General features: G+C 68.9%; 15 protein-coding genes. 7 read left to right on the top strand and 8 right to left on the bottom strand.

The genetic code is table 11. The features are described 5' to 3' along the window. Positions 1–11: 11 nt before the first annotated feature. From EV139_RS12515 to EV139_RS12500, 4 genes are all read right to left on the bottom strand, one after another. Entirely contained in the window at positions 12–1,565 is a 1,554-nt protein-coding gene (locus tag EV139_RS12515) for a sugar ABC transporter ATP-binding protein (RefSeq protein WP_130454674.1), read from the bottom strand. 37 nt (positions 1,566–1,602) lie between these two features. Continuing rightward, a complete protein-coding gene (locus tag EV139_RS12510) occupies positions 1,603–2,628 on the bottom strand; it encodes a sugar ABC transporter substrate-binding protein (RefSeq protein WP_198677565.1) in 1,026 nt (341 codons plus the stop codon). Positions 2,629–2,700: 72 nt separating this feature from the next. After that, positions 2,701–3,696: an ABC transporter permease gene (locus tag EV139_RS12505; protein WP_130454672.1), complete on the bottom strand. Its 996-nt coding sequence runs from the start codon at positions 3,694–3,696 to the stop codon at positions 2,701–2,703. Further along, the gene (locus EV139_RS12500) at positions 3,693–4,622 is read right to left on the bottom strand and encodes a ribokinase (RefSeq protein WP_130454671.1); all 930 of its coding nucleotides are present in this window, start codon (positions 4,620–4,622) and stop codon (positions 3,693–3,695) included. Before EV139_RS12500 ends, EV139_RS12505 begins: the two co-directional genes overlap by 4 nt. 275 nt (positions 4,623–4,897) lie before the next feature. Here EV139_RS12500 and EV139_RS12495 point away from each other — a divergent pair, with 275 nt between their 5' ends. Genes EV139_RS12495 through EV139_RS12485 form a run of 3 tightly spaced genes read left to right on the top strand, consistent with a single transcriptional unit; the run spans position 4,898 to position 7,563 of the window. Then, complete coding sequence (locus EV139_RS12495) at positions 4,898–6,505, top strand: acyl-CoA carboxylase subunit beta (RefSeq protein ID WP_130454670.1); 1,608 nt, start codon at positions 4,898–4,900, stop codon at positions 6,503–6,505. 5 nt (positions 6,506–6,510) lie between these two features. Then, the gene (locus EV139_RS12490) at positions 6,511–6,819 is read left to right on the top strand and encodes a hypothetical protein (protein ID WP_130454842.1); all 309 of its coding nucleotides are present in this window, start codon (positions 6,511–6,513) and stop codon (positions 6,817–6,819) included. A gap of 57 nt (positions 6,820–6,876) precedes the next feature. Next, positions 6,877–7,563 (top strand): NUDIX hydrolase, encoded by a 687-nt coding sequence (locus EV139_RS12485; RefSeq protein ID WP_130454669.1) that lies wholly within the window; start codon positions 6,877–6,879, stop codon positions 7,561–7,563. Positions 7,564–7,593: 30 nt separating this feature from the next. Here the strand turns inward: EV139_RS12485 and EV139_RS12480 are convergent, their stop codons facing one another. Then, entirely contained in the window at positions 7,594–9,207 is a 1,614-nt protein-coding gene (locus tag EV139_RS12480; RefSeq protein ID WP_130454668.1) for a deoxyguanosinetriphosphate triphosphohydrolase family protein, read from the bottom strand. 135 nt (positions 9,208–9,342) lie between these two features. Here EV139_RS12480 and EV139_RS12475 point away from each other — a divergent pair, with 135 nt between their 5' ends. Together EV139_RS12475 and EV139_RS12470 are read left to right on the top strand one after the other, a co-directional pair. Next, positions 9,343–9,912, top strand: a complete 570-nt coding sequence (locus tag EV139_RS12475; protein ID WP_130454667.1) for a hypothetical protein — start codon at positions 9,343–9,345, stop codon at positions 9,910–9,912. A 147-nt stretch (positions 9,913–10,059) separates the two neighbouring features. Next, entirely contained in the window at positions 10,060–10,776 is a 717-nt protein-coding gene (locus EV139_RS12470; protein WP_130454666.1) for a YceI family protein, read from the top strand. A gap of 148 nt (positions 10,777–10,924) precedes the next feature. Here the strand turns inward: EV139_RS12470 and EV139_RS12465 are convergent, their stop codons facing one another. Beyond that, a complete protein-coding gene (locus EV139_RS12465; protein ID WP_130454665.1) occupies positions 10,925–12,121 on the bottom strand; it encodes a RimK family alpha-L-glutamate ligase in 1,197 nt (398 codons plus the stop codon). A gap of 24 nt (positions 12,122–12,145) precedes the next feature. Here EV139_RS12465 and EV139_RS12460 point away from each other — a divergent pair, with 24 nt between their 5' ends. Further along, the gene (locus EV139_RS12460; RefSeq protein WP_241989053.1) at positions 12,146–12,625 is read left to right on the top strand and encodes an ATP-dependent zinc protease family protein; all 480 of its coding nucleotides are present in this window, start codon (positions 12,146–12,148) and stop codon (positions 12,623–12,625) included. Positions 12,626–12,628: 3 nt separating this feature from the next. Here the strand turns inward: EV139_RS12460 and EV139_RS12455 are convergent, their stop codons facing one another. Next, positions 12,629–12,928, bottom strand: coding sequence for an META domain-containing protein (locus EV139_RS12455; RefSeq protein ID WP_130454664.1), 300 nt, complete (start codon positions 12,926–12,928; stop codon positions 12,629–12,631). A gap of 97 nt (positions 12,929–13,025) precedes the next feature. Between EV139_RS12455 and EV139_RS12450 the strand changes: the two genes are divergently transcribed. Further along, positions 13,026–14,123 carry an N-formylglutamate amidohydrolase gene (locus tag EV139_RS12450; protein ID WP_130454663.1) on the top strand — a complete coding sequence of 366 codons (1,098 nt, stop codon included), beginning with the start codon at positions 13,026–13,028 and terminating at the stop codon, positions 14,121–14,123. Between the two features lie 219 nt (positions 14,124–14,342). On the opposite strand, the gene EV139_RS12445 is transcribed toward EV139_RS12450, so the two are convergent. Then, complete coding sequence (locus EV139_RS12445) at positions 14,343–15,686, bottom strand: anaerobic C4-dicarboxylate transporter (protein ID WP_130454662.1); 1,344 nt, start codon at positions 15,684–15,686, stop codon at positions 14,343–14,345. Positions 15,687–15,771 lie beyond the last annotated feature (85 nt).

Here is a 15,771-nt window from a genome sequence, read left to right as displayed (position 1 = left end):
TCGTGGTCCTCTCAGTTTGTCGTGACGTGTAGCGCTGACTGCGGAGCATCACCGGTCGGTGTCGCACCGGTGGCGAGCGCCATGATGGATTCTTCGGTGGCTGTCGCGCTGTCGAGTACTGCAGCCAGCTGCCCCTCGCGCAGTACCGCGATGCGGTCAGTGATAGTGAGGAGCTCAGGCAGGTCGGAGGAGGAACACAGCACACCAACCCCTGCAGCGGCGCGGGCGAACAGAATCTCGTAGATCTCTGCCTTTGCACCAACGTCGACGCCACGCGTTGGTTCGTCGAGCAACAGCACGCCCGGCTGGATCGCGAGCCACCTGCCCAGCATCGCCTTCTGCTGGTTGCCACCAGAGAGGGACGTGATGCTCTGTCCCATGCTCGCGGTCTTCACGCGGAGGCTGGTCGCCTGCTCCGCGGCCTGCCGCGCGAATGCGCGTCGCCGAATCAGCCCCACCCGGGAGAGCGCACGGGTCATGAGCACCCCGATGTTCTCGGCAACGCTCATGGTGGTGAGGAGGCCCTGAGCGCGTCGTTCACCCGGTACGAACGCGAGCCGGCGTTCTACTGACGCAATGGGGGTGCGTCGCGAGTACTCGCCCCCAAGCACTTCCACGGTTCCGCCTGAGCCAGGATCCCCGCCGAAGACGTTGTGGAGCAGCTCCACTCTGCCGGAGTCGGGGAGCCCGGCGATGCCGAGAATCTCCCCGGCACGCACCTCCAGGCTGATGTCCCTGTGCCGCTTTCCCGAGACCCCGGTCAGCCGTAGCGCGACAGGCGCATTCTGGGAGATCGTGTGCCCCTGCTCGGCGCGAGCCGAGAGCTGCCCCAGCTCCCGCCCCACCATCGCGGCAACCGCGCGCTCCGGTGTGGTCTCCGCTCGTCGCCACGCCGCCACGTGCGCGCCATCGCGAAGGACCTGAATGTGATCACCAAGCGCGAACACCTCGGGCATGCGGTGCGAGACATAGATCATGGTGGTGCCTCCGGCCTTCAGCTTGGCCATGAGCGCAAACAGACGGTCCGCCTCAGACGGGGTCAACATGGCGGTCGGCTCGTCAAGGATGAGCACACGGCAGCCACGCGCCACCGAGCGCGCCACCACCACCAGTTGCTGAGTTGCCATGTCGAGATCCCCTACGAGCGCGTCCGGGGCCAGCTGCAGGTCGAGTTCGGTGAGCAGCTCGGTCGTGCGCCGCCGCATCTCGCTCGGCGACGGAAACCAGCGGCTGCCAGGCTCCGCGCCCGCGAGCACGTTCTCGGCAACAGTTCGGTCGCGCAGCAGCGCGAGCTCCTGCGGCACAATTGCGACACTGTGCCGCGACAGCAGCGTGTTGGGTTCGAAGGTCTCGACCGTCTCGCCAAACACCTCGACAGTGCCGCGGCTGGGCGGCTGCAGACCGGCAAGGATCTTCAGCAGCGTTGATTTCCCGGCGCCGTTCTCCCCCAGCAGCGCGGTGATCTCACCCGCGGGGACGTCGAAGCTCACGTCATCAAGTGCGCTCACCGCGCCGAACGACCGCCCCAGCCCGCGGATCCGTACCGCGACTTCTGTCTCTGTCACGTGTGTGCCTTCCCTCAGTGCTTATTTCGAGACCGGTCTAGCCCTCGACCGTCGCCTGATCGAGTGTGTCCCGGGTGATGAACTGAGCGCCGGTGTCAACGCCCTCGATCGCTGTGCCATCGAGGAGGAAATCCGCGAGGGTCTTCACGGCCTGGTACCCCTGCTCCTCTGGGTTCTGGCTGATTGTGAAGGTCACCACGCCCTGCTGCAAGAACTCGGCTGTCTGCGGCAGCAGGTCAAAACCGACCATGGTGATCTTCCCCGCGTTGCCCGACTGCTGCACCCACTGCGCAGCCGCCGTCGTCGAGCAGCAGTCGAGCCCAGCGATCGCCACAACGTCCGATTGCCCCGCCATCGTCGACTCGACAGTGTTGTACGCCGCGTTCGGCTCATTCCCGACGTTTACCGGCCCGACAATCTCCAGCCCGGTGCCCGCAAGTCCCTCCTCGAAACCACCGAATCGGTCGTGGGACCAGCCAGCTCCGGTGTCGAGTGAGAACACAACGACTTTCCCCGTCGCGTCAGGACCGAGCTCCGAAGCAAGCTCCTCAGCCTCGGCGACACCGGAGGCGCGCAGATCCTGACCAACGAACCCCATCTGGGTGGAATCGGGATTGTCGGTGTTAAACGAGATGATGGGAATCCCGGCGTTGTACGCCTGCTCAATGACCGGTTTCAGCGCATCGCTCGAGGCCGATGAGACGGCGAGCGCGTCGACAGACTTCTGCTGGATCGCGGTCTGCAGCTCGGCCACCTGCTTGGCGGCATCGCCGCCCGTCGGACCAATGAGCTGCACGTTGACCCCGAGTTCCTCCCCGGCACGCTCCATGCCCGCCGTGATGGGGGTCGCGAATGCGAGCGAAGGATCGTGGTAGCTGAGTTTGATTCTCAGCTCTTCACCGCTGTCGACTCGCTCCTGAATGTAGTCGGCAAGTTGAAACTCGTTCCCACCGGACGATTCGGTGCCGGTGGTGATCGCGCCGCAGCCGACGAGTGAGAGCGCCAGCGTCGCGGAGGCGACGGCCGCGATCGCGGCCCGCTTCGAGATTGATGCAATGGACACAGTGACTCCTTTGTTCATGTCCGAGTGACGAGGGTGGCCACGCCCGAAACTCGGGGCGGCCTTGAAAACGGGCTAGGCCCGGGTCTTGCGCTTGCGCTGCCAGGTATCGGCGGCAACGGCGGCGATAATTACCAGGCCGGTGACGACCGTCTGCCAGAAGGACGAGATGCCGTTGATGTTGAGGATGTTCTGGAGGAACCCAATAAACGCGACGCCGATCACCGTGCCGAGCATGGTGCCACTCCCGCCGAAGAGTGCGGCGCCGCCGATAATCACCGCCGAGATCACCGTGAGCTCGAGCCCGCTGCCGGTGACGCCCTGCACATACGAGAGGAACGAGAGCCCGAGCACGCCCGCGAGTGCAGCGGTGACGCCCGAGAGCACAAACGCCCCCACTTTGACGCGCTTGACGTTGAGCCCGACGAGCCGGGCCGCCTCTTGATTCCCGCCGACCGCGTAGGTATTGAACCCGAAGCGGGAGCGGGAGAGCAGCACGACACCGAGTGCGGCGATCACCGCGAAAATGATCAGCTGCATCGGAATGATGCCAAAGAGCCGGCCTTGCCCGAGCAGTGTGAACTCGGCCACCCCCGGCTGCGCTGAACTCAGCGAGATCGGCGCACCGTCTGAAATCAGTAGCGCAACGCCGCGGAACACGCTGAGTGTGCCGAGCGTCACAATGAAGGAGGGAACGCCGAGCAGCACGACCGCGAGGCCGTTGAGCAGGCCAGCGAGCACGCCGACGCCGAGCCCCACAAGGATCGCAACCGGCCAGGCAACGCCCGCGGTAATCACCATGCCGGTGGCGATCGCGGCGAGCGCATAGGTCGAGCCGACTGACAGATCGATCTCACCATTCACAATGACGAAGGTCGCGCCGACCGCCATGATGCCGATTTGGGCGATCTGTTGCCCGACCGACAGCAGGTTGTCTGTCTGCGCAAAGCTTGGCGAGAGCACGGCCCCCAGAATGAACAGCAACACGAGTGCAGCGAACACCCCGGCCTCGCGCGCGTGCAGCAGTGAGCGCAGCCGGGAGTGGCGCGGGGCGAGTGCGGTCGTGGTCATCGGGTGGCTCCGATCTGTGTCTGCGGTGTGACCGCAAGGTCTGAGGGTCTCGGCATTGCTGGGATCACCCCAGCGATACTCACGGCGTGAGCACCGGCACGCGCCGCATACTCTGCCGCGGCGTCGAGGGACGCGCCGCCGGCAAGCGCGACGGCGAGCGCCGCAGTAAACGAGTCGCCCGCTCCGGTGGTGTCAACAACGTTGGAGACCGGTCTCGGGGGCACCGGGCGGGTGCCAGCGGCATCCGCGATCAGCGCGCCATGCCCACCGCGCGTGAGGATGACCGCACCACCCGTGCGTTCCTGGAGCGCTGCCGCGAGGGCCACATCGTCGAGACCATGATCCGGACCGAGTCCAAGGAGCGCCGGCGCCTCTGTCTGGTTTGGCGTGATGACATCGATGTTCTCCCACATGTCATCGGGCAGGGGGCGCGCTGGCGCCGGATTGAGCAGGGTGAGCACCCGGTTCTCCCGACCGATGCGCAGGGTCGCGCCCACAGCTGCGCGCGGTATCTCCATTGACACGACAACAACGTCTGCGCCGGCAATGGTCCCGCGGAACGGCTCGACCGAGGTGTCATCGAGGCAGTCGAGCGCCCCGGGAGCGATCGCGATCCGGTTCTCCCCACCCGGCTCCACCTCTATGAACCCCACCATCGTCGCGGTGTCCGTCACCACCACGTGCTGGGCGTCCACGCCCTCAGCAGCCCAGAGCTCCGCAGCCGCACGACCGTTGGCGTCGTCACCGACCGCTGTGAGCAACGCCACTTCGGCTCCGAGCCGGGCCGCGCCAACCGCCTGGTTGGAGCCTTTGCCGCCGTGTTCACTCACGAATGTGCCGCCACTGACCGTCTCGCCAGCAGCTGGGAACCGGGGAACTCGCATGGTCAAACCGACACCGTAGCTGCCGACCACTGCAATCTTCATTGATCTACACCGAACCTCTTTGTACGTGGACAACCATGAACATGAGGAAATATACGGCCCCCACGCCCCGGCGTCAACCCCGAATGACAAGGACGAGGGTCTGAGCCGGTTCCCGCTCCCTCCTGAGCCCCGGCAGCACCGGCGCGGCCCCGCCCAGGCACTCGCCCGCAGCCGCGCGCGACCACCCCGCTTCGTAGAGTTCCAACGAAGGATCCTGAATTCCGTTGGAGGTGTTCGGATGCTTCGGGCATGGGTGCCGCGCTAGGCTGGCATGCGTGACTGCAGAGACCTCCTCCTCAGCGACCCCCGCGCCCGCCACCACCGCGGGCCGCATCGCCGACCACCGCCGCAAGTACCAGGAAGCCGTCGGCGACCGTGACGCCGCAGCCGCAGCGAAGCAGCACCCGCGCGGCAAGATGACGGCGCGCGAGCGCATCACCGCGCTGCTCGATCCGGGATCCTTCGTCGAGTTCGACAAGTATGTGAAGCACCGCAGCCACGGCTTCGGCATGGAGAAGAGCCACCCGTTCGGCGACTCGGTCGTCACTGGCGCCGGTACCATCCACGGCCGCCAGGTCGTCGTGTACTCGCAGGACTTCACCACCTTCGGCGGCTCGCTCGGCGAGGTCGCCGGCGAGAAGATCGTGAAGGCGATGGAGTTCGCGCTGAAGACGGGCGCACCGATCCTCGGCATCCTCGACTCGGGCGGGGCGCGCATTCAGGAGGGTGTGGTCGCACTCTCGAAGTACGCGAACATTTTCCGTCTGAACACCATGTGCTCGGGCGTGATCCCGCAGATCTCGATCGTCATGGGCCCCTCGGCCGGCGGCGCCGTCTACTCCCCCGCCCTCACCGACTTCGTCATCATGGTCGACAAGACGAGCCACATGTTCGTCACCGGCCCCGACGTCATCAAGACCGTCACCGGCGAGGAGGTCGGCTTCGAGGAGCTCGGCGGCGCGCTCACCCACAACAAGACGAGCGGCGTCTCCCACTACCTCGCGAGCGACGAGCACGACGCGCTCGACTACGCGCGCGCGCTCATCAGCTACCTCCCGGACAACAACCTGGCCGAGGCACCCGTGTACGACAGCGACACGGCGCTCGAGATTACCGACGCCGACCGCCGCCTCAACTCGCTGATCCCCGACAGCGCGAACCAGCCCTACGACATGAAGACCGTGATCGAGGCGATCCTCGACGGCGGCGACTTCCTCGAGGTGCAGCCGCTGTTCGCGCCAAACATGCTGATCGGCTTCGGCCGCGTCGAGGGCCGCACCGTCGGCATCGTGGCAAACCAGCCCAACCAGATGGCCGGCACGCTGAACATCGACGCGAGCGAGAAGGCGGCGCGCTTCGTGCGCTTCTGCGACGCGTTCTCGATCCCGATCCTCACTCTCGTCGACGTGCCCGGGTACCTCCCCGGCACCGACCAGGAGCTGCAGGGCGTGATCCGCCGCGGCGCGAAGCTGCTCTACGCGTACGCCGAGGCGACCGTGCCGCTCGTGACGATCATCACGCGCAAGGCATACGGCGGGGCGTACATCGTCATGGGCTCGAAGCAGATGGGCGCCGACTTCAACATCGCGTGGCCCACCGCTGAGATCGCCGTGATGGGTGGCTCCGGCGCCGTCAACATTCTGTACCGCAAGGAGCTTGCAGCGGCCGCTGAACGCGGCGAAGATGTCGAGGCCCTGCGCGCCGAGCTCACTGCAAAGTACACGGCCGACGTGACGAGCCCGTTCCTCGCGGCAGAGCGCGGCGAGCTCGACAACGTGCTCGAACCGGCCGGCACCCGCCTCGCGGTGATCAAGTCGCTGCGCGGTCTCCGCGGCAAGCGCACCGAGCAGCCCGCCAAGAAGCACGGCAACATCCCGCTGTGAGCGCCATGCAGACCGCAGACCAGCTGGCGGCGGAGCTCGCCGACGGCGCCCAGCTCCCGCCCGACGCCGCCGCGCGCGACGCCGCGAAGCGCGAGGAACTGGGGCCGCACGACGACGCGATCCGCGGCGAGGACATCACCTTCGTGACCCGCAAGGTGAGCCCCGAGGAGCGCGCCGCGGTGATCGCGGTGCTCACCCAGGTGCGCGCCGAGGAGTCGCAGCAGGTGAAGCGCGTGGCGCGCCGCGACCGCGAGCCGTGGGCGCGCTCCCAGCGCGTGCCCGAGGGAATCTCCGAACTGCTCGCAGAGGGCTAGGCGGCTCGGCCCGTGGGCTCCCGGGAGACCGGCAGAGCCACGCGCTAGGCTGGCCGCATGAGGCGGTCGGTCGATGATGCGCAGCGGGATCTGCGGGAGTTGATGGGGCGTGAGCTGACGCTCCGGTTCCCGCCGCAGGGCGTGCTCGCGGACACCCCGCTGCGGCGCTCGGCCGTGCTGATCCTGTTCGGCGCGCTCGATCGGACGCCCGCGGCGGGCGGCGCCACCACCGTGCCGCCGGAGCTCGACGTGCTGCTCACGCGCCGGGCCCCCCGCATGCGGCACCACGCCGGACAGATCGCGTTCCCGGGCGGCGGCGTTGAGCCCGAAGACCGCGACACCGCGCACACCGCGCTGCGCGAGGCTCAGGAGGAGACCGGCCTCGACCCGAGCGGCGTCGAGGTGCTCGGCACCCTCCCCGAGGTACACATCCCAGTGAGCAACAACCTGGTGACCCCCGTGGTCGGCTGGTGGCGACTTCCCAGCGCGGTCGCCGCGGATCACTCAGAGTCGGTCGAGGTGTTTCGCACCCCGGTCGCCGAGCTCCTCAGCCCGCCGGCACGCGGCACGTCGGTGCTCCAGCGGGTCGGCTTCAGCTTCCGGGCACCGGCGTTCACGCTCGACGAGCGGTTCGGCGGGCACACCGTGTGGGGGTTCACCGGCGTGCTGCTCGCCACGATGTTCGACGAGCTCGGGTGGGCCGAGCCGTGGGATTCGGAGCGCGAGCTCCCCGTACAGCCCTAGCCCGCTGGGCCGCACCGGCCGCCCGTGCCACTAACCGCTCGTGAGCGCCCGGTGCGTGGTGAGCGCCTGCTGATCACTCAGCGCGGCGACGTAGTCGAGGATCGCGCGCGAGCGGCCCTGGCGCCGCAGCCCGGCGTCGCTCGTGTCGCCGATGAGGAGCTCTGGGCGATCCCGGCGCAGCGCAAAGCTCGCGGCGGTCGCCTCGTCCACCCACTCGAGCAGACGGCGCGGCGCGCGCCCGGCGTCCGTCGGGTCTGCGAGCCAGGCGTCGAAGCCGAGCGCCAGATCCGCCACAATCCGCGCCTGGCCGCGCTGCGACTGCCCGAGGTCGGGACGTTCGAGCACGAAGTGGGCGTGCACGAACTTCAGCACGGTGACCTCGTGCCACGCGCGGCGGTCGAGCCGTACGTGGCCGCTGCGCACGTGCGGCTGCTCTTCGACCACGATCGACGTGCGGAGGTGCTCGATCCACCGCCGCGTAAAGCCCGAGACGGCCCGCTCGCTGTCGATGCCACCGTCGAACGGCGTGGCGAGCAGCGACTCCGCGACCTCCTCGCTGACGCGTGCGACGGCCTCCGTAAACGCGTCGCGATCCGCGATCCAGGCGTCCTTCACCTGGGTGCGGCGCCACAGCAGCTCCAGCGCGTGGCCCGGCGCGCGCCAGCTCGCCTCGAGCACCGAGAGCTCGATCGCGGCGAGCGCGGCGGATCCCGCCAGCCAGGCACGCAGCTCGCCCTGCACCGCGGCCTGCTGCAGCACCCCGGCCCTGGCGAAATCGTCGAGATCGTGCACCGCGTAGGCGATGTCGTCGGCGAGGTCCATCACGGCGCACTCGACCGTCTGCACGCCGGCGCCGATCTCGGGGAACGCGGCGAGCGCCGACTCCATCTCAGCGGCGTCGAGCGAGTAGGCCGAGAACTTCTCGGCCCCCTCGACCATGTCCGCCCCGACACCGCGCGGCCGCTCGGTGACCGGGAGCTCCGCCAGCGAGACGCCGATCCACTCGGAGCGCGTCCACGGGTACTTCAGCGTTGCCGCGCGGGTCGCCGCGGTGAGATTGAGGCCCGGGAAATCTCGCCCGAGGGTGTCGAGCTGGGTGAGGATCCGGAAGCTCTGCGCGTTCCCCTCGAAGCCCTCCGCGAGCCCGAGCCGCTCCCGCGCCACGCGGTCGAGCACCCGTTCTCCGAGGTGCCCGAACGGCGGGTGCCCGAGGTCGTGCGCGTGCGCGGCCGACTGCGCCACCACGGTGTCGCAGCCCCCGAGTCGCGCGACGACCGCGCCCGTCGGATCGTCTGCCGCATCGTCCCCGCGCGCGAATGCGAGGTGGGCAGCCTCCTGGCTCGCGAGCTGCGCGGCGATCACGCGCGCCACCGCGCTCACCTTCAGCGAGTGCGTGAGTCGATTGTGCATCACGGGCCCCACCCCGGACTGCGGCACCACCTGCGTCACGTCCGAGAGCCGCGCGAAGTACGACGAGAACCTGATCCGCTCCAGGTCGATCCGAAACTCCTGCGCCGCAGACATCGACTCGTGCGGCCCGTCGGCATCGTGAATCCCGGCGGATCGGTGCTGCGAGGTCTCGTGCTCTACGTATCGCCTGGCGACTCGGGGAGTCCCCGCCGCCTCGGTGCCGGTGTGGGTCATGCCCCCATTCAAGCAGCACGCGGGGGCCGACAAGCCGACCCGCGCCGGGCGATTCGCGCCGCCGCGCCCACCGGCCCGCCGCATCGGTGGGAGCGGCGGATACACTTGGCGCACCACCACGAGAGGGGACGTACCGTGAGCGAAGCAGTACCGTCAGGCAATCTCACCCGGGGCGAGCGCGTCCCCGCGATCGAGCGCGCGAGCGGGCGTCCCTGGGCGGAGTGGTTGCGCCTGTTCGAGGCGGCGAACGCGAGCACGATCGGGCACTCGGAGATCGCGAAGGTGGCCCGGGCCGCGCTGCCTGATTCGCTGGAGAACCCCGACTGGTGGGCGCAGGGCATCGCGATCGCCTACGAGCAGCACGCGGGCCTCCGCGTGCCCGGGCAGTCCACCTCCGGGACGTTCCGGGTCGGCGCGAGCCGCACCCTGCCGCTCGACCGCGACGCGGCCATCGCCGCGTGGGACGCCGCGCACGGTGAGCTGACCGAGCACCGCGGGCACGCGGCCGGGCCCGCGCGCACCTCGCGCACCGAGAAGCGCAGCTTCTGGCGGTTCTCCCTCGACGGCGCGGGCAAGGTTGAAGTCTCGGCCACCCCGAAGGGCGAGGACCGCGTCATTCTGGCGGTGAGCCAGGAGGGGCTGCCAGACGGCGACCGCATCGAGGAGTGGCGCGCGCACTGGAAGGCGCTGCTCGCCGAGCTGTAGCGCGGGCGGCGGCGGCACGGCGTCGCGGGCGGCGTGCGGCGGGCGGCGAATTTTCGCCGCACCCAGCAGATTCCCGACCAGCTCGGAGCGTGTTCATTGCCGAGCCTGCGAGTGTAGAGCCATCATCGCCACACTGGAGGAACCACCGTGAAAAAGTCCCAGAAGATCCTGATCGGCGCAGGCGCGAGCGTCCTCGCCCTCGCCGCCGTCGCAGCGATCGCGGGGCCGATGGTGTACCGCGAGTTCTTGGTACCACCGGCGGCGGACGTACCCACGCTGAGCGCCAACGAGCAGATCATGAGCGAGACGGCCGGCGCGGAGCTCGATCCGCTGACGCTCGCCGGCACCTGGGAGGTCGCCGCGGAGTCCGAGGCCGGCTACCGCGTCGACGAGGTCCTCAACGGCACAGACGTCACGGTCACCGGCCGCACCCCCGACGTCACGGGCACGCTGCAGATCAGCGACGACGGCCTCACGCTCGAGGCCGCGACGCTCACGGTCGACGTCGCGTCGATCAGCACTGACAGCGAGCAGCGCGACTCATATTTCCGAGACCAGGCGCTGCGCACCAGCGAGTTCCCCGAGGCCACGTTCACGCTCACCGATCCGGTCACCCTTGAGGCCGCGCCCGCGTCGGGCGAGACCGTACGTACCAGCGCGACGGGCGAGCTGACCCTCGCGGGTAAGGCCCAGACGGTCATCGCCGAGGTGGAGGTGCGCAGCGACGGCGAGACCGCAGAGATCGCCGGCTCGATCCCCATCACCTTCGCCGACTTTGGGGTCACCGCGCCGAGCCTCGGCTTCGTCTCCGTTGAGCCCGACGGCTTCGTGGAGTTCCAGCTCGTCGCCGACCGCGCGAGCTAGCCCGGCCTGGCCTGGCCACGAGCTTGCGGCTCGGCCACGAGCGTGCGGCTCCATCACGAGCGTGCGGCTTCATCGCGACAGCGAAGCCGCACGCTCGTGGATACAGCCTCCACTCGTCGCGACTGACCGCCGAGCGGCGGCCGAGCGCTCAGCCCTCAGCGAGGTCTTTTGCCTCCTGCGGAAGCTTGCGCACGCGGGCCCGGCGGCGCGGCCGCTCCGGGATCATCGACCGCATCTCCTCGATCTTGCCGAAGCAGAGCAGCCGGTCTTCAGGCTCAAGGACCACGTGCTTGCGCGGGTTCGGGATCACCTGCACGCCGCGGTGCAGCGTGAGCACGGTGATGTCGCGGTCCCACAGGCCGAGATCGCCGAGCGCCTTGCCCACATGCTCTGATCCCGCGTGCATCGCGATCTCCGCGACGCCGTATCCGGTGGAAACGCTGAGGCGCTGCCGCACGTCGATCTCCGGGAAGTTCACCTGGTTCGCGATGTAGTCGATGATCGCGCCGGCCACGTCGAGCCCGGTCGCGGTCTCAATCCCCTGCAGCCCGGGCGACGAGTTCACCTCCATGACGAGTGGGCCGTCCTCGCCCTCAAGCATGTCGACCCCCGCCACGCGCAGGCCCATAATCTGCGCCGCGCGCACCGCGGTCTCCTCGTAGGCGGCGTCGAGCTGCACGGGCTCGACCGTGCCGCCGCGGTGTACGTTCGAGCGGAACTCGTCGCCGCTCGCGATCCGGCGCATCGCCGCGACCACCCGGTCGCCCACCACGAGGGCGCGCACGTCGCGGCCGCGGCTCTCGGCGACGAAGCGCTGAATCAGCACGTTCTGCCTGGTCGAGTGCAGCGTCTCGATGATCGCCTCGGCGACCTTCACCTGCGGGGCGAGGATCACGCCGATCCCCTGCGTGCCCTCGAGCAGCTTGATCACGACGGGTGCACCGCCGACGCTCTCGATCGCCGCGCGCAGATCCGCCCGGTTGCGCACGAACGCGGTCGCCGGCATGTCGATGTTGTGCCGGGAGAGGATCTGGATCGCCCGCAGCTTGTCGCGGGCATTCGAGATGCCGTTCGAGGTGTTCGGGGTGTAGACGTCCATCTGTTCAAACTGGCGCACCACGGCCGTGCCGAAGTACGTCACCGAGTTGCCGATTCGGGGCAGCACCGCGTCGTAGTCGCTGAGCTGCTTCCCCCGATACATCAGGTCGGGTTCTTCCCCCGCGAGGTCGATCCCGAAGCGCAGGGTGTTCAGCACGCGCGCGCGGTGGCCGCGCTCTTCGCTTGCCGCCATCAGGCGTTGCGTCGAGTACGCCTGCGGGGCGCGCGAGAGAATCGCGAGTTTCACCGTGGTTCCTGCCAAGATAGAAGTGTGAGCGGACACCACTATTCAAGCACCCCCACCGGGTGGCGTGAATGGGTGTCGCTCGCAGACATTGGGCTGCCCTGGGTCAAGGCCAAGGTCGACACTGGCGCGCAGACCTCCGCGCTCCACGCGACCGGAATCACCGAGTTCGAGCGCGACGGCGCGCCGTGGGTCCGCTTCACCGCGCACCCCTGGCAGCTCAGCGATGACGACGCGGTCGAGGTCGAGCTTCCCGTGCACGATCGCCGCACCGTGCGCAGCTCATCCGGGCACGCTCAAGAGCGCCCGGTGGTGCGCGTCGACGTGGAGCTCGTGGGGCGGCGGATCCCCGCTGAGTTCACCCTCACTGATCGCGACGGGATGGCGTTCCGCATGCTGATCGGGCGCGAGGCGCTGCGCCAGGGCTACATCGTGGACGCCGCGGCCTCGTTTCTCGGCGGCAAGCCCGCGAAGCCGATCCGGCGCCGCAACCGCGCCCGCGCGTAGGCGCTACGCGTCACGCCGCAGCTCGCCGATCACCACGCCCGCGGCGTTTGCGACCGTGAGTTTCCCGCCCGCGAGCGTGACCGACGCGACGCCGGCAAGCCACTGATCAACGCCGACGCACGCCACCGCGGTGATCACGAACGGGGCGATCCGTGCACCGGCATCCGTCTCCTCGTACTTGCTGACGATGCGGTTGCAGCCGTCGCTCCCGCGCACCGTCCCAGACGCGTCAAACACGAGCGTGGGCCGCCCAGGCTCGTCGGACGCCCAGGTCCCGAGGACCCGTCCGTTCACAGCACTCATGCGGTCACCCTCTCGCCTCGCCGCGTGCCTCTCAGTTCCCCGAACAGACTTCCCGAAACCCCTGGTCAGGCTCTGGGCTCAAAGCTATTCTGAACTCATGAGCGCCACGAACCTCGATCTCATCCCGTCTGGCACGGTCTTCACTCCCGAGCAGATCACCCACTACGCCGACCCCGACACGCGGACGCTCGAGCAGGCGATCGCGGACGCGGATCTGCTCGTCGCAACGCCGCACTCCGGCGCCGCGATTCCCGAGGAGGTCGCGGAGTTCATCTCCCCCGAGCTCACTCGCCGCCTGCAGTACGACTACAGCGACGTAGCCACCGCGTCGATCGTGCGCCGCTGGGCCGAGATCGACCCCCGGATCGTCGCGGTCATCAACCCGCACCCGCGCCTGATCCGCGACCCGAACCGGCGCAAGCCCGACGACGTGCGCGCCGACCTCGCCGCGGCGATCGAGCGCGTGCGCGCCGCCGGCGCCTGGCAGAAGGTCGACCTCACGGGGGTCGACGCGATCCGGCCGGTGACGTTCTCGTTCTTCCCGATCCTCGAGATCCCCGACACCGACGCCGGGCTGCAGCGCCTGGTTGACGCGTTCGCCGAGACCGCCGAGCAGGGGCTCGGCGTGTACGAGCGCACCCGCGAGGCACTCACCGAGCTGTTTGTGGCGCAGGGCCTTGAGCGCGGCGGATCATTCACCCGGCTCTCGTTCCACGACACCATGAACACCACCACCACGCGCGACGGCGCGGTCAACGTGGAGCGCGCCGAAGCGGATCGGCTCCCCGACGTTGTCGCTCTGTCGAACCGCGGGGACCACTCCGGTGAGGAGCGCGATCCCGCGGACCGGCCCACGATGGATCCGGCGGCGCTGCGCAAGCTCGCAGCCGCGCACCGGTCCGGCTTCGAGGTGTCGCACCCAGAGGCCGTACTGCTGAATCAGCCCTACCTCGGCAGCGAGGAGATCCGGGCCGCGGGCGCGCGTTTCGGCGCAATGCGCGCCGAAGCCGACGCGGCCGGGCTGCGGCTCGGCGCGGTGCAGGCCGAGTTCCTCCGCGAGTATCTGCTGGGGCCGGTCGCGGCCGCGGAGCTGCAGCGGCCGGGCACCGACTGGGTCGAAGAGGATCCCGAGCACATCGACGCGATCGCGCACGCGTGCAAGCGCGCGTGGGATGCGTTCCGCGCCGACGCGTAGCCGAAGCAGCTCGGGCAACTCGGCACGGGCGTCGCGCGAGCTACGGCGCGGGCACGGGCGCAGTGCAGCGTCGACGCTACGCAGCGCAGCGCGCCGCGCCGCGCCGGCGCTACGGTGTGCGGGGCGCCCGGGCACGAACGCCGCGCGAGCACGCCCACACACCACGGGAGGCGGGGCCGCCAGCGTGCGCGGCCCCGCCTCCCGCGGTGTGTCCCGGGGTTAGCCGCCCCAGAGCACCCCGAACAGGGCGCCGGCCGCGATCGTGGTCACCGCGAGGATCAGCGTTGGCAGGAAAAACGAGTGGTCCACGAGCTTGGTGCCGAGCTTCGTCGAGCCCGAGTGGTCGAAGTTCGCAGCGGCGATCTGCGAGCCGTTGGTGGGCAGCAGGTAGATGCCGGCGAAGGCGCCGGCCCACATGCCGGAGAGCAGCCCGAGCGGGATCCCGGCGGCCAGGCCGATCGGCACGATCGTCCGCGTGGCGGTCGACTGGCTCGTGGTGAGCACACAGACCAGGAAGATACCGAGCGCGAAGATCCACGGCGCGGCCGAGACGAGGCCGCCGACGCCCTCGGCGATGAGAGTGGCGTGCGCGCCGAGGAACGTGTCGGTGAGCCAGGCGAGACCGAACAGGGCGATTGCAGAGACCATACCGGCCTTGAACACGGTCATGGTGGGGATCTCGGAGACCTTCGGCCGCGAGATCAGAAGGATCAGTGTGCCGACCACGAACATCACGATCTCGATGATCGGGGTCATGGCGACCGGATCACCCGAGGCATCGAGCGGCCGCATGCCCTTGAACAGGCCGAACGCGACGATTGCGCCAACACCGAGGAGGAAGATAATTGCCGCGTTGCGGCCGGCGGCGGTGACCGTGACCTCTGCGCGCACCTCGGCGGCGTTCGCCGACGGAGCGGGGATCGTGCCATCCGCGATCCGCGCCTGGATCTCGGGGTCGTCCGCGATGTCCTTGCCGAGCTTGTTGACAAAGATGCCCGAGATGATGATGCCGACGATAGCGGCGGGGATGGTCACCTTGAGGATGTCGACCAGCTCGAAGTTCCAGGGCGCCGTGTCGGTGAGCGTGACCATTGCCGCCATTGCCGCGGAGACCGGGCTACAGGCGAGCGCGACGCCGGTCGCGACCACCGACAGTGAGAGCGGACGCGAGGGCCGCACGCCGTTGCGGTACGACAGGTCCTGGATCACCGGCAGCAGCGGGTACAGGATGTTCGAGGTGCCGGCGCCGGCCGCGAACAGGAACGACACGAGCGGCGCGATGATCGTGATCTGCTTTGGGCTGCGAGCGATCAGCTTCGCGGCGATCGACACCATCCAGTCGATGCCGCCCGCGGACTGCATCATCGACGATGCGAGCACCACGGAGAGCACGATGAGGAGCGCGTCGACCGGGGGCGATCCGGGCGCGATGCCGAACACGAACACGAGGATCGCGACGCCGGCACCACCCCAGAGACCCAGGCCAACGCCGCTCGATCGGGTGCCCATGACGATACAGCCGAGCACCACCAACAACTGTGTAATGAACAGGACAATATCCACAGGGTCCCCCTTGATTCTTCTGCGATCAGCGTAGCGTTGTGCAGGGGTGAAGCACAGCACATTTTTGGAAGACGGCCCCGCGCGT

Origin of the sequence: Leucobacter luti (assembly GCF_004217175.1) — a bacterium.
In the GTDB taxonomy this organism is placed as follows: domain Bacteria; phylum Actinomycetota; class Actinomycetes; order Actinomycetales; family Microbacteriaceae; genus Leucobacter; species Leucobacter luti.
The sequence above is the reverse complement of the archived record's forward strand: the minus strand, read 5'-3'. Positions and strand labels throughout refer to the sequence as shown.

Bases quoted from the DNA above. Each gene is read 5' to 3' on its own strand.
- EV139_RS12450 (WP_130454663.1), top strand. From the start codon at position 13,026: ATGAGCGCCACGAACCTCGATCTCATCCCGTCTGGCACGGTCTTCACT.
- EV139_RS12500 (WP_130454671.1), bottom strand. From the start codon at position 4,622: ATGAAGATTGCAGTGGTCGGCAGCTACGGTGTCGGTTTGACCATGCGA.
- EV139_RS12485 (WP_130454669.1), top strand. From the start codon at position 6,877: ATGAGGCGGTCGGTCGATGATGCGCAGCGGGATCTGCGGGAGTTGATG.
- EV139_RS12455 (WP_130454664.1), bottom strand. From the start codon at position 12,928: ATGAGTGCTGTGAACGGACGGGTCCTCGGGACCTGGGCGTCCGACGAG.
- EV139_RS12490 (WP_130454842.1), top strand. From the start codon at position 6,511: ATGCAGACCGCAGACCAGCTGGCGGCGGAGCTCGCCGACGGCGCCCAG.
- EV139_RS12480 (WP_130454668.1), bottom strand. From the start codon at position 9,207: ATGACCCACACCGGCACCGAGGCGGCGGGGACTCCCCGAGTCGCCAGG.
- EV139_RS12505 (WP_130454672.1), bottom strand. From the start codon at position 3,696: ATGACCACGACCGCACTCGCCCCGCGCCACTCCCGGCTGCGCTCACTG.